Source organism: Erwinia sorbitola (assembly GCF_009738185.1).
Taxonomy (GTDB): domain Bacteria; phylum Pseudomonadota; class Gammaproteobacteria; order Enterobacterales; family Enterobacteriaceae; genus Erwinia; species Erwinia sorbitola.
On sequence record NZ_CP046509.1, the window covers coordinates 2739534 to 2752706 of the forward strand.

A 13173-nucleotide genomic window follows, 5' to 3' on the forward strand; every position below is an offset into this window, starting at 1 on the left:
TTTTACCAACTGGTGGGCAGATGCAGGCGCAAGGCCTGCCTTGTTCTGAGCTGTTTTGAGCTGTCCTGCGCTGATGGGGCATTTATCTCACAGCCGCCCCCTCCCTTGCGCTAATAACGCTGAAAAACCCTTTAATGTTTCACTTAATGCTCCATCATTACTCAACGTCACACATTCTGCCGCTACCGGCCCGGCGGCACGCTGCAACCGCTGGATAATAGCCGTTTCATCCTCGCGGCCACGCTGGCGCAGGCGGCCGGCCAGAACTTCCGCCGACACCTGCAAACAGACCGGCAATAGCCGATCGCCATAGCGCTGCCGCGCAGCCGCCAGATGAAGCCTGGAGCCGTTGACTACCACATCCAGCCCGTTGGCCAGCCACTGGTCGATCTCAATACCCAGCGCATAGTAAAACTGGTGTGCCTGCCAGCTCAGGGCGAACAAACCATAATCACGCCGCCGCCGGAATTCATGTTCGCTCAGGGCAATATGGTTCTCGCCCCCGGCGCTGGCACTGCGGGTGATATAGCGATGGGCAATCACCAGCCGTTCCGGCGCACATTCGCGCAATGCCAGCAGCAGGCTGTCCTTGCCGGAGCCGGAAGGCCCCATCAGCCAGATCAGCCGCCCCATCAGAATACCTTCCTGCCCTGCGCCCAGACGCCGGAGACATAGACCTGGTCACGATGCTGGCGCACCAGCACCAGATCGGCGCGTTTCCCCTCGTCAATCACGCCGCGATCGTCAAGACCAATGGCGCGGGCGGGGTTACGTGTTACCAGCGCCACCGCCGCAGGTAATGTCATGCTGTTACGATCGTCAGCGGCAAGGCGGAAAGCCGCGTCCAGCAGGCTGGCAGGGTAGTAATCCGAAGATAGAATATCCAGCAGGCCAAGCTGTGCCAGTTCGCTGGCGGCGACGTTGCCGGAGTGCGAACCGCCGCGCACGATATTTGGTGCGCCCATCAGCACCTGCAAACCCATCTCGCGTGAGGCATATGCCGCATCTTCGGTGGTGGGAAATTCGGCGATAACGCTGCCTACTGCTTTTGACTCCACCACATGCTCACAGGTGGCGTCATCATGGCTGGCAAGCGGGATATGATACTGTCGGCACCAGGCGGAGATCGCCTCGCGGTTTGGCGCTGACCAGCGTGCGGCAAGGCGCAGCTGATCGGCCTGATACTCATCAAGCTGCCGATCGCTGAGTTGATATTTGCCGCCAAAATAGGTGCGCCATGCCGCCAGCGACACGTACTGACGCTGGCCGGGTGAGTGATCCATCAGCGATACCAGCGACAGCGCCGGGTTACACATCAGCTGCTCAAACAGCGGCAGCGTGGAATCGTGGGGCAGTTCACAGCGCAGATGCAGCCGATGCTCGGCGCGGTTCAGACCGTGCTTATGCGCATGGCGAATGGCATCGATCATCTTATTGAGATTCTCCATGCGGTGGCCGCCGTCGCGCACATCGCCCACGCCAATCGCGTCCAGCACCGTGGTGATACCGCTGGCGATAATCAACGCATCATGGCTGCTCATCGCCGAGTGTGCGGGCCAGTCCACCTTAGGGCGCGGGGTAAAAAACTTATCCAGATTATCAGTATGCAGCTCCACCATACCGGGCATCAGCCAGCCGCCCTCGCCGTCAATGGCCGACGGCAGCTGGCTTTGCGTATCGGAAAAAGCGCGGATCACGCCGTTTTCGCAGGCCAGCGATCCTGCAACCACTTCATTTTCCAGGATCAGTTTTACGTTGTTGATGATCATTCGGCGCACTCCAGAGCAACAGGTTGCATCACATGCAGGCGGTCAGCGATCCGATCGCGCACCGCGTTATCATGAAAAATACCGACTATGGCCGCACCGCGCTGGCGAGCTTCCTCAATCAGCGTAACCACGGCGGCGCTGTTGGCAGCATCAAGGGAGGCGGTTGGCTCATCCAGCAGCAGAATCGGCGAGTCAGCAATAAAACCACGGGCAATATTGACCCGCTGCTGCTCACCGCCGGAAAAGGTGGACGGTGCCAGCGCCCAAAGTCGCGATGGCACGTTGAGGCGACTGAGCAGCGCTCTGGCACGCTCTTCGCTCTCGTCTCGCGCTACGCCACGCTCCAGCAGCGGCTGCATCACCACTTCCAGCGTCGAGATACGCGGGATCACACGCAGAAACTGGCTGACCCAGCCGATGGTTTCGCGGCGAATGCTGAGGATCTGCCGCGCCGGAGCGCTCACCAGATCCACCCACTGCTGCTGATGCTCAACCCAGATATGGCCGCTGTCCGGCAGATAATTGGCATACAGCGAGCGCAGCAGCGTGGATTTTCCACTGCCCGAATGGCCATGGAGCACTACGCACTCCCCCGCGGCCACCTGCAACGAAGCGTTGCGCAGTACCGGCAGCTCCGCGCCGTGCTGGTTATGCATCACAAAGGTTTTTGACAGATTTTCGACGCGCAGTTTCAGGTTCATAAGCTCTCTGATTTTTTGGGGCGTTATTGTCACTGTTAGTTTGAGCGCTGCCCGGGGCGAACATGAAAAACAGCCCCGAGCGGATTAACTCAGCACTGATGAAACCAGCAATTGGGTGTAAGGATGATGCGGGTCATCCAGCACGCGATCGGTCAGACCGCTCTCCACCACTACGCCCTCTTTCATCACCAGCAGCCGGTGCGCCAGCAGACGCGCCACGCCGAGATCGTGGGTCACGATAACCACCGCCAGATTGAGATCGCGCACCAGGCTGCGCAGCAGATCGAGCAGCCGCGCCTGCACAGATACATCCAGCCCGCCGGTAGGTTCATCCATAAATACCAGCGTTGGATGCGTCACCAGATTGCGGGCAATTTGCAGGCGCTGCTGCATACCGCCCGAGAAGGTTCCCGGCAGATCGTCAATGCGCGATAGCGGGATCTCCACATCCTGTAGCCACTTACCGGCGGTTGCGCGGATCTCTCCGTAGTGACGCTGGCCTACCGCCATCAGGCGCTCGCCGATATTGCCCCCGGCAGAGACCTGAGCCCGCAGGCCATCCATCGGATACTGATGCACCACGCCCCATTCGGTACGCAGCAGGCGGCGGCGTTCACTTTCACTTAATGCATAGAGATCCTGCCCCTGATAAATAATTTCACCCTGTTGCGCAGCGAGCCGCGCAGAGATCGACTTCAGCAACGTGGTCTTCCCCGAACCGGATTCGCCAACAATGCCCAGCACTTCCCCCGGATAGAGTTCAAATGAGACATCACTAAACCCTTTCCCCGGCGCATAAAGATGCGTTAACTGATTGACCGCCAGCAGCGGTGTTTCGCGCGTCATGATGGATTCTCTTGTTGCTGATGGCAGTAATCGGTATCGGAGCAGACAAACAGGCGTGTGCCCTGGTCATCCAGCACCACTTCATCGAGATAGCTGTCGCGCGAACCGCACAGAGCGCAGGGTTCATCCCACTGCTGCACGGTAAACGGATGGTCGTCGAAATCGAGGCTTTCCACTTTAGTATAGGGCGGCAGCGCGTAGATACGCTTCTCGCGCCCGGCACCAAACAGCTGAAGCGCCGGCATCATATCCATTTTCGGATTGTCGAATTTCGGGATAGGCGACGGATCCATGACGTAGCGATCGTTGACTCTGACCGGATAAGCGTAAGTGGTAGCGATATGACCATACCGGGCGATATCTTCATACAGTTTCACCTGCATGATGCCGTACTCCTCCAGCGCGTGCATGGTGCGGGTTTCTGTTTCGCGCGGTTCGATAAAGCGCAGCGGCTCCGGGATCGGTACCTGATAAATCAGGATCTGATCTTCAGTCAGCGGCGTTTCAGGAATGCGGTGGCGCGTCTGGATCAGCGTGGCATCCACGGTACGTTCGGTGGTAGCAGCTCCGCTGACGCGCTGGAAGAAGCGACGAATAGAGACAGCATTGGTGGTGTCATCTGCTCCCTGGTCGATCACCTTCAGCACGTCATGTTCACCAATAACGCTGGCGGTAAGCTGAATGCCCCCGGTGCCCCAGCCGTAGGGCATTGGCATTTCACGTCCGCCGAACGGCACCTGATATCCGGGGATCGCTACCGCCTTGAGGATGGCGCGGCGAATGGTGCGTTTACTCTGTTCATCCAGATAACCGGGGTTATAACCGCTCAGTTCAGTCACGGTGCTTCTCCTGATATTCAGCCCGCAGGCGTTTCAGCAGCTCCAGTTCGGCCTGGAAATCGACGTAATGCGGCAGTTTCAGATGGGAGACAAACCCGGCAGCTTCGACGTTATCCGCGTGTGAGAGTACAAATTCTTCATCCTGCGCCGGGCTGGTAATGCGTTCTCCGTGTTCGTCGGTTTGCAGGGCGCGATCCACCAGCGCCATGGCCATCGCTTTGCGTTCAGCGCGACCAAATACCAGCCCGTAGCCACGGGTAAAATGCGGGGCGCTATCGGCGGGAGTGGTAAAGCCGTTCACCATTTCACATTCGGTCAGCATCACTTCGCCAATGGAAAGCGCGAAGCCCAGCTCTTCGGGCACAATCTCTACGGTGACCAATCCGGTACGTATCTCACCGGCGAAGGGGTGGGTACGACCGTAGCCGCGCTGGGTGGAGTAGCCCAGCGCCAGTAAATAACCTTCATCACCGCGCACCAGCTGTTGCAGCCGTGCGGAGCGCGGCATAGGGTAGGAAGGCGCATCGCGGGTGATATCCAGCGGCTCGCTGCCGTCGTCTTCTTCGCGCCGCGCCAGTCCTTCGCGCGTCATCAGATCAAACATATGCGGGCACTCTGCCGCCAGCGGCTGTTCCGCACGCGGGGTAAGCGGGGTTTTGCCTTCGGCCAGCAGGGTAAAATCAAGCAGACGATGGGTGTAATCACAGGTCGGCCCCAGCAGCTGCCCGCCAGGCAGATCTTTGTAAACCGCCGAAATACGCCGCTCCAGGCGCATCGTTGCGGTGTCCAGCGGCAGGCTGTCTGCCAGCCTTGGCAGCGTGGTGCGGTAGGCGCGCAGCAGGAAAATAGCCTCCACCAAATCACCGCTGGCCTGCTTGATGGCCAGCGCCGCCAGCTCGCGGTCGTGAATACCACCTTCGGTCATCACGCGATCTACGGCCAGGCCGAGCTGCTGGTCAATCTGGGAGCAGTTCAGATCCGGCTGGCTGGCATCACCCCGGCGCAGGCTCTCCTGTAGCTGATGGGCGGCGGCTATCGCCTTCTCGCCCCCTTTCACCGCAACATACATCAGCAAACCTCCACGTCGGTGCTGCGCGGCAGCGCCATCATGTTTTCACCGCAGGTGAAGATCAGATCAATACCCTGCGGGAAGCGGTGGTTGCGATCGCGCAGGTAGCTCAGAACGCTTTCCGGTAGCTGCGGCGCAATGGCCCTACGCTCCTGTAACCCGGGGCCACGCAGGCGCAGGGTAAGGCCGCCGCTCAGGGCCGGAACATCAATAATCAGGGTACTGCTCTTCTCCGGAGAGAGATTATCGCCCGGAGAAAAGCGGTCGATGCTGGTAGCCGATTTGGCATGCATCAGGGCAAAGGGTGCTTCGGTGCTGTCGGTGATCGGCGCGCCGGTGTGGAAACGCAGATTGCTCAACAGTGCGTCATCGCGCAGCGCATCATCAATCCACAGCGGGGTTTCACGATCCACCAGCGTCATCATCACCGCCGTTGCAGCGCAGGACGCCTTTCCCCAGGCGGGCAGCGACGGCAGTGATACCATCACGCCGGGTTCACTCATCGCTTTAAGAATACGGCGGAAGGCGCGCTGCGCATCAGCAACGGGATGGCTAAAACTGGCCAGTAGGGTCATGCGTTATCTCCGCGAACGAGGGTAAAGAAGTCGACCTTGCTGCTGGCCACTTCGCGTGAACGCAGCGCCTGCTGTTCTGCACGCAGGGCCGCCAGGGGGGCGATAATCTGTTGATGTAAATGCTGTGAGCTGTCGTCCTGTAACAGGGCGTCAAGCAGCGCACAACGTTCAGCGTGGGCTTTGTCGCGCCCGAGAATATAGCTGTAGCCGCAGGTGCCGTTTGCCATACGCACCACGGCGCGGGTCACGGTGGTATCGCCGAGAATAAAGCGGCGTCCGGTGCCTCCCATGCGCGCCTGCAATCGGGTCAGACCGGTTTCCGGGGCGCGCAGCAGCTGGTAATCGGTGGGCAGATTAGCGGGCCAGTGCGCCAGTAGCTGCTGCGGCTGACTGTGTGCCAGCACTGAAAGCCAGTGCTGACGTGCCTTATGTGCTTCCATTTAGTGCTCCAGCGTCAGTTCAATCATATCGGCACGCGTCAGGCTGACGGAGTACTCCGCCGTCCTTCCGCTGTCGGTACAGGTATTCAGGGTGCGCACGCAGAGCAGCGGCGCATGCAGGGATACCTCCAGCAGGCCGCTCTCTTTGGCCTGCGCACGGCGGGCGGTGATTCGGGTCTGTTTACGCGTCAGACCGCTGGTGAGTTGCAGGCGGATAAAGTCATGCAGCGAGCCGCTGCTGAACTGCTGTAGCTGGGGCCACCAGGTGAGATCCGGCAGGTAATGGTTGATCACGCAGACCGGCACGCCGTTCACCCGACGCAGGGTGCGCAGATGGATAACCGTGTCGCCTTCGTTGCCGCCCAGCGCCGCTGCCACTTCGGCATTGCAAGGGCGCAGCACGGCCAGCAGACGTTCACTGGTGGGATGACTTCCCTGTTCCAGCAGGTTCTGGCTGAAGCGAGCCTGGGAGTGAAGCGGATAGTTATAGGGGCGCATCAGCACCAGGATGCCAACGCCCTGACGCCGCTGTACCAGCCCTTTATCCACCAGTTCATCTACCGCACGGCGCAGGGTATGGCGGTTAACGGCATAGTGCGCTGCCAGCTGTTTTTCTGAGGGCAGATATTCGCCGCAGCGATAGCGGCTGCGCAGCTCATCCTCCAGCTGGGCGGCGATAGCCTGATACAGAGTGGTCGGATGTCTGGATAAGTTAAGCATACAAAAATCTCCACATAGCCGTTCCGGTTAGCGGGGAAATTTGTCTTACTGCCCCACCAGATTGCTTACTAAAATGCCGGTGTTGTGTGACAGGCGGGTTAACGTCTTATGAAGGTTTTTAAAACATGAAGGTTTTTAAAATCTGCCGGGAGTGTGTCAGGATAGGCCGCAGAGCACCCTGCCAGCCGGAGAGAAAAGTGGATCATATCAGCGAAAGCGCAATTATTGCCCAGGCGGGTGATGTCCTCCGCCAGCGCCTTGCCCCGTTGGGCGAGATTGATTTTCTTTATCTGCGCCAGAATAAACTCGCTCCGTGCGAGGCGCTGGTGGTTACCAGCCATTCGCAGGAGTGGAGGCAGGATTATCACCAGCGCCGCCGTTATCTTAAAGATCCGGTGGTGCTGGCTGCCCGCCAGCGCGTCTCACCGTTTAACTGGCAGGATTGCTCGCGCCCCAACGCCGGGCTGTGTGAGGCGGGCAGCCAGTGTCAGCGTGTGAAGGGATATACCTTTGCGGTACACGACCCGCAGCAGCAGATGTCGCTGTTAAGTATTATTCGTCGCCACGATAATCTGACGTTTTCTCAGGATGTGATCCCCCGCCTTGCAGATCTGCAAATGCTGCTGGTCGCCCTGCATGAAAAGACCGTTATCCTGCGCGATGACGTCCCGGCACTGTCGGCACGTGAGCAGGAAGTGTTGCTGTGGAGCAGCCGTGGTAAAACCTACGGTGAAGTTGCCGTCATTCTCGGTATCCAGCTCAGTACCGTAAAGTTTCATATCGCCAACGCTACCCGTAAGCTGGGTGTCAGCAATGGTAAACACGCTATACGCCGGGCGCTGGAGCTAAACTATTTGCCCTCCTCCCTCTACTAAAGGCTAGCTGGACGCCCTCACCTCAATCTTTACACTTAACTTCTCTTATCCCAAGTCAGGAAACGTTATGTCGTCGTCTCCCGCCCGTCTCCCCGCCGCTGTGTATGCGCTGGGGTTTGGTGTTTTTGCGCTGGTTACCAGCGAATTTCAGGTCGCCGCCCTGATGAATATCATGACCGCCGATCTCCATATCACGCTGCCGATGACCGGCTATCTGATTACCGTGTATGCGCTGGCGATGGCTATTGGTGGCCCGCTGCTCGCCCTGCTGCTGCTCAGGCATCCGCCGCGCCGCAGTCTGATTATTCTGCTGGTGCTGTTTATTGCCAGCCAGGCATCAGGGGCCGTTGCTGGCAGCTATCTGCCGCTGATTATCGCCCGCATTCTTACCGGGGCAGTGGCCGGAGCCTTTATTGGCTGTGCAGTCAGCACCGGCGTGAAGCTGGTGCCCGGGCAGCAGACTTCCGCGGCGATTACCGTGGTGCTTGGGGGCCTGATGATTGGTACGGTGATTGGCCTGCCGCTGGCAAGTTTTATCGGTAATCTGGCGGGCTGGCGTATCAGTTTCTGGTCGGTGGTGGTGATTAGCCTGCTGGCGCTGTGGCTGACGCACAAAACGCTGCCCTCCTCTATGGAGCCAGACCGCATCAATCTGGCCGATGAGCTGCGGGCGCTAAAAAATCTGACGCTTTGGCGCGCCTACACCACCAGCCTGCTGATTATTGGCGCCACCTTTGCGGGGTTTAGCTACTTTACGCCGATTCTGACTGCTCAAACCGGCTTTAGCAGCGGCCAGGTAACCGGGCTGCTGCTGGTGTATGGCATGGCCACGGTGCTCGGCAATGCGGTAGTGGGTCGTCTGGCTGCGCGCTTTTCGCTGCCGGTGATTGCCTGCGGCCTGCTGGCGCTGGCCGTTTTTTTTGTACTGTTTGCCCGCTTTATTCAGCAACCTTCGGTAGCCATAGCGTCAGTAATTGGCGTTGGCCTGTTTGGCGTAACAATGAACCCGGCGATGGTGACCCGCGTGATGGCAGCCGCCGGAAATCGTCAGCTGGTTAATACGCTGCATACTTCAATGGTCACATTCGGGCTGATGCTGGGATCGCTGCTGGGGGGGTTAAGTATTGAGTATGGTTTCGGCCTCAGCGCCCCGCTGTGGATTGGCGCAGGTATGGCGCTGTGCGGGCTGCTGACGCTGATTCCTGATATGAAAACAGCGCAACCCGGGGTATGCCGGGAGGTATCCTGATAAAGTCCGGGGCTGACCACCGCTGTCGGTCAGCCCGCGATTTACTTAACTGACGGGTTTTGCCTGCTCGGCGGTTAATGCGGCGATGCGGGTGATAACCCTCACTGCCTGCTCCATATTATCCAGCGAGGCAAATTCATGCCGGCCATGATAGTTATAGCCACCGGTAAACAGATTCGGACAGGGCAAGCCCATAAATGAGAGCTGTGCGCCGTCCGTGCCGCCGCGTATTGGTTTGACCTGCGGGGTAATATCGCAGTCGCGCATCGCCTGAAGTGCCACTTCGATACTCTGCGGACAGGCTTCAACCTGCTCACGCATATTGTAGTAGCTGTCTTCAATCACCAGTTCGAAAGCAGCTGGCGCGGGCACTGTTTTCTGCAAACGCGCTGCAATATCTGCCAGCAGCTGTTTGCGTGCTTCAAAACCGCTGCGGGCAAAATCGCGCACGATATAGTGCAGCTCGGCGCGATCCACGCTGCCTTTAATCCCATGCAGATGGAAGAAACCTTCGTAGCCTGAGGTTTTTTCCGGCACCTGATCTTCCGGCACTTCACGGTGGAAGCGCATTGCCAGATCCAGCGCATTAACCATCACGCCTTTGGCAGTCCCCGGATGGACGTTATTCCCGCTGATTTTTACCGTTACCGAGGCTGCGTTAAAGTTCTCATATTCAAACTCGCCCATCCCCCCACCATCAACGGTATAGGCCCAGTCTGCGGCAAAGGCTGCCACGTCAAAATGCTGGGTTCCACGTCCGATTTCTTCATCCGGGGTAAAGGCCACGCGCACCTCGCCGTGGGCAACGTTTCCGGAGGTCAGATGCGCCAGGGCGGTCATAATTTCAGCGATGCCGGCTTTATCATCTGCACCCAGCAGCGTTTTACCGTCGGTGGTGATCAGCGTATGGCCGGTCAGCTCATGCAGAACCGGGAACATCACCGGCGACAAGATTTCATCACCAATACCGAGGGCGATATCGCCGCCACGATAGTTCTCAATCACCTGCGGATTGACATTTTTACCGGTGAAATCCGGCGACGTATCCATATGGGAGATAAAACCAATAACCGGTGTCGGCCAGCTGACGTTTGATGGCAGCGTCGCCATAACAATGCCACGGGTAGTGCAGCCAACATCCGTCAGCCCCAGCGCCCTTAGCTCATCACATAATCTTTGCGCCAGGCGCAGTTGCCCCTCAGTGCTGGGAACCTGACGAACATTAGCTTTTGATTGCGTATCAAAAGACACATAGTTTAAGAAGCGATCAAGTAAATTATTCATCTATCTTCCCTTTGGATGCCAACGCTTATTATGGGGAGCTGGACAATGTTAAATATTGTTTCAGGTCAGTTTAGTACGCTGACGCTGAATTAACGTGGCGGATAATGGATGAGATCATAAAAACGCACTGGATAAATGCCTGGATTTCGATAGGCATGGGCGCGATCAGCGTTAAAACGCACCCCTTCGCCTGGCGCAAGAGACTGCCACTGAGCTGCAACCTGTAACTCAAGCTCACCTTCAATCACGATGACATGCTCAATCACACCCGGCTCGTGGGCGGAAGATTCACTCGATGCGCCGGGAGCCAGTTCAACCACCAGCATTTCAAAGTTAAGCGCGGCATCGAAGGGAAACAGCGGTAACGCCTGCATTGTATTATCTGCCGGAGAGTAACCCTGTAACTGCTGCTGACGACGTGGCGCGGCGCGGTCAACGGCAAGGGGTTCAATAAAGGCTGAAAACGGCAGATTAAATCCGGTGGCAATCTTCCACAGCGTGGCAATTGTCGGGCTGGATTCTCCGCGTTCGATTTGGCCGAGCATCGCTTTGCTCACACCGGTGGCTTCCGCCGCCTGTGCCAGGCTCCAGCCACGTTCGCGGCGATGGGTTTTCAGGGTGTGGGCCAGATGGTGTTGCAGCATATCCATGTGTCATCTCCGTTTCACTTCTGACGAGTATAACTTCTTGTGCGTTATAACGCACGATGCTAGTTTGTACGTTATAACGGTCATTACTTAGCTGCGGATTTCTCTATGCGCCCACCTCTGACTTTGCGTCACCTGACGTTTCCTGCCGTCGTTGCCGGTTTTGTGGCGGTGCTGGTGGGCTATACCAGTTCTGCTGCGATTATTTTCCAGGCTGCTGAGGCTGCCGGAGCGAGCGCAGCGCAGATCGGCGGCTGGCTGACTATGCTCGGGCTGGCGATGGGCGTCACTACGCTGGGTCTCTCGCTCTGGTATCGCACCCCGGTGCTTACCGCCTGGTCAACGCCGGGTGCCGCTCTGCTGGTGACCAGCCTGCCCGGCACCTCGCTCAGTGAGGCAGTTGGCGTGTTTGTATTTGCCTCGGCGCTGATCTTTATTTGTGGCATTACCGGGCTGTTTGCCCGCCTGATGAACGCCATTCCGCAGGCGATTTCCGCTGCCATGCTGGCGGGGATTTTACTGCGCTTCGGCATGGATGCATTCGCCTCATTGCAGCTCAATTTCGCCCTGAGCGGCACCATGTGCCTGGTATATTTGCTGGCACGCCGCCTGGTTCCGCGCTATGCCATTGTTCTCACGCTGCTGGGCGGATTAGCCGTGGCGGCGCTTCAGGGGATCATTCATGTGACGCACACGCAAAGCCTGGTGATGCCGCAATTTATTGCCCCGCATTTCACCCTCTCCAGCCTGCTGGGCATCGGTATTCCGTTTTTTGTCGTTACCATGGCGTCACAAAACGCGCCGGGTATCGCCACCCTGAAAGCCCACGGCTATACGCTTCCGGTGTCACCGCTGATTGCCTGGACCGGGCTGACCGCCCTGCTGCTGGCGCCGTTCGGCGGCTTTACCGTCTGTATCGCCGCGATTACGGCAGCTATCTGTATGGGGCCGGAAGTGCACAGCGATGCGCAGCGCCGGTACTGGGCAGCGGCGGCGGCCGGCGTGTTTTATCTGCTGGCGGGAATATTTGGTGGGGCGATTGGCGGGATGTTTACCGCGCTGCCGCTGGCGCTGATCCATACCATTGCCGGACTGGCTTTATTGGGCACTATTGCCGGGAGTCTGCAACGTGCATTAAATGAGGAGACGCAGCGAGACGCAGCGGTGATTACCTTTCTTATCACCGCTTCGGGAGTCACGCTGCTTGGGGTTGGCGCGGCATTCTGGGGATTAATCGGCGGAGTTATCGCCCACCTGATCTTCTCGCTGCCCAAACGCTGAGGACACATCGGCACCCGAGCGAACGGGCCTGGCGATATTCTCCAGCAGATCATGTACCCAGTCAGGTACCACTTCGCTGGCCAGCCCGTACTGTTTTTCTTCGAACTCGCTGCCTACCTGGCTGGGTTCAAGGTTGAGTTCCACGGTGTGAGCGCCCTGTAAACGCGCTTCATGTACAAAGCCCGCCGCCGGATAAACATGGCCTGAAGTGCCAATCGCCACAAAGTAGTCAGCCTGTGCCAGCGCCTGGTAGATCTCATCCATCTGTAGTGGCATTTCACCAAACCACACCACGTGCGGGCGCAGCACCGACGGGAACTGGCAGCAGTGGCAGCGGTCGTCAGGTTTCACATCCTCGGTCCATTGCAGGATCTGACCACTGCTGGCGCAGCGCACTTTAAGCAGCTCACCGTGCATATGGATTACGTTGCGGTTTCCGGCACGCTCATGCAGGTTGTCGATATTCTGCGTCACCAGCAGAAAATGGTCGCCAAGAGCCGCTTCCAGTTCTGCCAGCGCCAGATGTGCTGCATTGGGTTTGATATCGTCCTGCTGAAGCTGACGGCGGCGAGCGTTGTAGAAGTCCTGCACCATCAGTGGATTACGGCTGAATCCTTCCGGCGTGGCAACGTCTTCAACTTTATGCTCTTCCCATAAACCATCTGCTGCACGGAAAGTCCGGATGCCGGACTCAGCGGATATCCCTGCTCCTGTCAGAACCACCACGTATGGCAGCGGATGCCGGGCAATTTCAATATTACGATCGCGTTCGAAAATGCGCTGACGGAAACGCTGGTGAACCTGGCGTCGGGTCTTCTTATAGCGTGCCAGCCTTAAGCGGCGACGGGGTGTGCGCATCATCAAATCCTCTAATCCTT

At 58.2% G+C, this 13173-nt stretch carries 15 protein-coding genes; 3 read left to right on the plus strand and 12 right to left on the minus strand.

All coding sequences use genetic code 11. The features are described from left to right. Positions 1–87 precede the first annotated feature (87 nt). The 9 genes from phnN to phnF form a co-directional block, all read right to left on the minus strand. Positions 88–633 (minus strand): ribose 1,5-bisphosphokinase, encoded by a 546-nt coding sequence (gene phnN / locus GN242_RS12260; protein ID WP_156287565.1) that lies wholly within the window; start codon positions 631–633, stop codon positions 88–90. Next, a complete protein-coding gene (phnM, locus tag GN242_RS12265; protein WP_156287566.1) occupies positions 633–1769 on the minus strand; it encodes an alpha-D-ribose 1-methylphosphonate 5-triphosphate diphosphatase in 1137 nt (378 codons plus the stop codon). The genes phnN and phnM overlap by 1 nt, the downstream gene beginning before the upstream one ends. Beyond that, positions 1766–2470 carry a phosphonate C-P lyase system protein PhnL gene (phnL, locus tag GN242_RS12270; RefSeq protein WP_154750828.1) on the minus strand — a complete coding sequence of 235 codons (705 nt, stop codon included), beginning with the start codon at positions 2468–2470 and terminating at the stop codon, positions 1766–1768. Before phnL ends, phnM begins: the two co-directional genes overlap by 4 nt. An 84-nt stretch (positions 2471–2554) precedes the next feature. Continuing rightward, positions 2555–3316 (minus strand): phosphonate C-P lyase system protein PhnK, encoded by a 762-nt coding sequence (phnK, locus tag GN242_RS12275; RefSeq protein ID WP_154750827.1) that lies wholly within the window; start codon positions 3314–3316, stop codon positions 2555–2557. Further along, positions 3313–4155: an alpha-D-ribose 1-methylphosphonate 5-phosphate C-P-lyase PhnJ gene (locus GN242_RS12280; RefSeq protein WP_156287567.1), complete on the minus strand. Its 843-nt coding sequence runs from the start codon at positions 4153–4155 to the stop codon at positions 3313–3315. Before GN242_RS12280 ends, phnK begins: the two co-directional genes overlap by 4 nt. Beyond that, the gene (locus GN242_RS12285; protein ID WP_156287568.1) at positions 4148–5224 is read right to left on the minus strand and encodes a carbon-phosphorus lyase complex subunit; all 1077 of its coding nucleotides are present in this window, start codon (positions 5222–5224) and stop codon (positions 4148–4150) included. Before GN242_RS12285 ends, GN242_RS12280 begins: the two co-directional genes overlap by 8 nt. Continuing rightward, positions 5224–5799, minus strand: coding sequence for a phosphonate C-P lyase system protein PhnH (phnH, locus tag GN242_RS12290; protein WP_154750824.1), 576 nt, complete (start codon positions 5797–5799; stop codon positions 5224–5226). The genes GN242_RS12285 and phnH overlap by 1 nt, the downstream gene beginning before the upstream one ends. Continuing rightward, positions 5796–6239, minus strand: a complete 444-nt coding sequence (phnG, locus tag GN242_RS12295) for a phosphonate C-P lyase system protein PhnG (RefSeq protein ID WP_154750823.1) — start codon at positions 6237–6239, stop codon at positions 5796–5798. Before phnG ends, phnH begins: the two co-directional genes overlap by 4 nt. Continuing rightward, a complete protein-coding gene (phnF, locus tag GN242_RS12300) occupies positions 6240–6959 on the minus strand; it encodes a phosphonate metabolism transcriptional regulator PhnF (protein WP_156287569.1) in 720 nt (239 codons plus the stop codon). Positions 6960–7156: 197 nt separating this feature from the next. On the opposite strand from phnF, the gene GN242_RS12305 reads away from it, so the two are divergent. Beyond that, complete coding sequence (locus GN242_RS12305; protein ID WP_195918319.1) at positions 7157–7834, plus strand: helix-turn-helix transcriptional regulator; 678 nt, start codon at positions 7157–7159, stop codon at positions 7832–7834. A 67-nt stretch (positions 7835–7901) separates the two neighbouring features. Next, on the plus strand, positions 7902–9083 hold the full coding sequence (locus GN242_RS12310; protein WP_154750820.1) for an MFS transporter: 1182 nt from the start codon (positions 7902–7904) through the stop codon (positions 9081–9083). 45 nt (positions 9084–9128) lie between these two features. Here the strand turns inward: GN242_RS12310 and pepT are convergent, their stop codons facing one another. Beyond that, a complete protein-coding gene (gene pepT / locus GN242_RS12315; RefSeq protein WP_156287571.1) occupies positions 9129–10367 on the minus strand; it encodes a peptidase T in 1239 nt (412 codons plus the stop codon). Positions 10368–10456: 89 nt separating this feature from the next. Then, positions 10457–11017, minus strand: a complete 561-nt coding sequence (locus GN242_RS12320; protein ID WP_154750818.1) for a helix-turn-helix domain-containing protein — start codon at positions 11015–11017, stop codon at positions 10457–10459. 105 nt (positions 11018–11122) lie between these two features. On the opposite strand from GN242_RS12320, the gene GN242_RS12325 reads away from it, so the two are divergent. Next, positions 11123–12295 (plus strand): benzoate/H(+) symporter BenE family transporter, encoded by a 1173-nt coding sequence (locus GN242_RS12325; protein ID WP_156287572.1) that lies wholly within the window; start codon positions 11123–11125, stop codon positions 12293–12295. On the opposite strand, the gene cobB is transcribed toward GN242_RS12325, so the two are convergent. Continuing rightward, on the minus strand, positions 12245–13156 hold the full coding sequence (gene cobB / locus GN242_RS12330) for a Sir2 family NAD+-dependent deacetylase (RefSeq protein WP_195918318.1): 912 nt from the start codon (positions 13154–13156) through the stop codon (positions 12245–12247). The two genes, GN242_RS12325 and cobB, sit on opposite strands and share 51 nt — an antisense overlap. Positions 13157–13173: the final 17 nt, after the last annotated feature.

Coding starts and splice junctions, on each gene's coding strand:
- GN242_RS12325 (WP_156287572.1), top strand. CDS start 11,123: ATGCGCCCACCTCTGACTTTGCGTCACCTGACGTTTCCTGCCGTCGTT.
- phnL (WP_154750828.1), bottom strand. CDS start 2,470: ATGAACCTGAAACTGCGCGTCGAAAATCTGTCAAAAACCTTTGTGATG.
- phnM (WP_156287566.1), bottom strand. CDS start 1,769: ATGATCATCAACAACGTAAAACTGATCCTGGAAAATGAAGTGGTTGCA.
- phnG (WP_154750823.1), bottom strand. CDS start 6,239: ATGGAAGCACATAAGGCACGTCAGCACTGGCTTTCAGTGCTGGCACAC.
- GN242_RS12285 (WP_156287568.1), bottom strand. CDS start 5,224: ATGTATGTTGCGGTGAAAGGGGGCGAGAAGGCGATAGCCGCCGCCCAT.
- phnF (WP_156287569.1), bottom strand. CDS start 6,959: ATGCTTAACTTATCCAGACATCCGACCACTCTGTATCAGGCTATCGCC.
- cobB (WP_195918318.1), bottom strand. CDS start 13,156: ATGATGCGCACACCCCGTCGCCGCTTAAGGCTGGCACGCTATAAGAAG.
- phnH (WP_154750824.1), bottom strand. CDS start 5,799: ATGACCCTACTGGCCAGTTTTAGCCATCCCGTTGCTGATGCGCAGCGC.
- phnN (WP_156287565.1), bottom strand. CDS start 633: ATGGGGCGGCTGATCTGGCTGATGGGGCCTTCCGGCTCCGGCAAGGAC.
- GN242_RS12310 (WP_154750820.1), top strand. CDS start 7,902: ATGTCGTCGTCTCCCGCCCGTCTCCCCGCCGCTGTGTATGCGCTGGGG.
- pepT (WP_156287571.1), bottom strand. CDS start 10,367: ATGAATAATTTACTTGATCGCTTCTTAAACTATGTGTCTTTTGATACG.
- phnK (WP_154750827.1), bottom strand. CDS start 3,316: ATGACGCGCGAAACACCGCTGCTGGCGGTCAATCAGTTAACGCATCTT.
- GN242_RS12320 (WP_154750818.1), bottom strand. CDS start 11,017: ATGGATATGCTGCAACACCATCTGGCCCACACCCTGAAAACCCATCGC.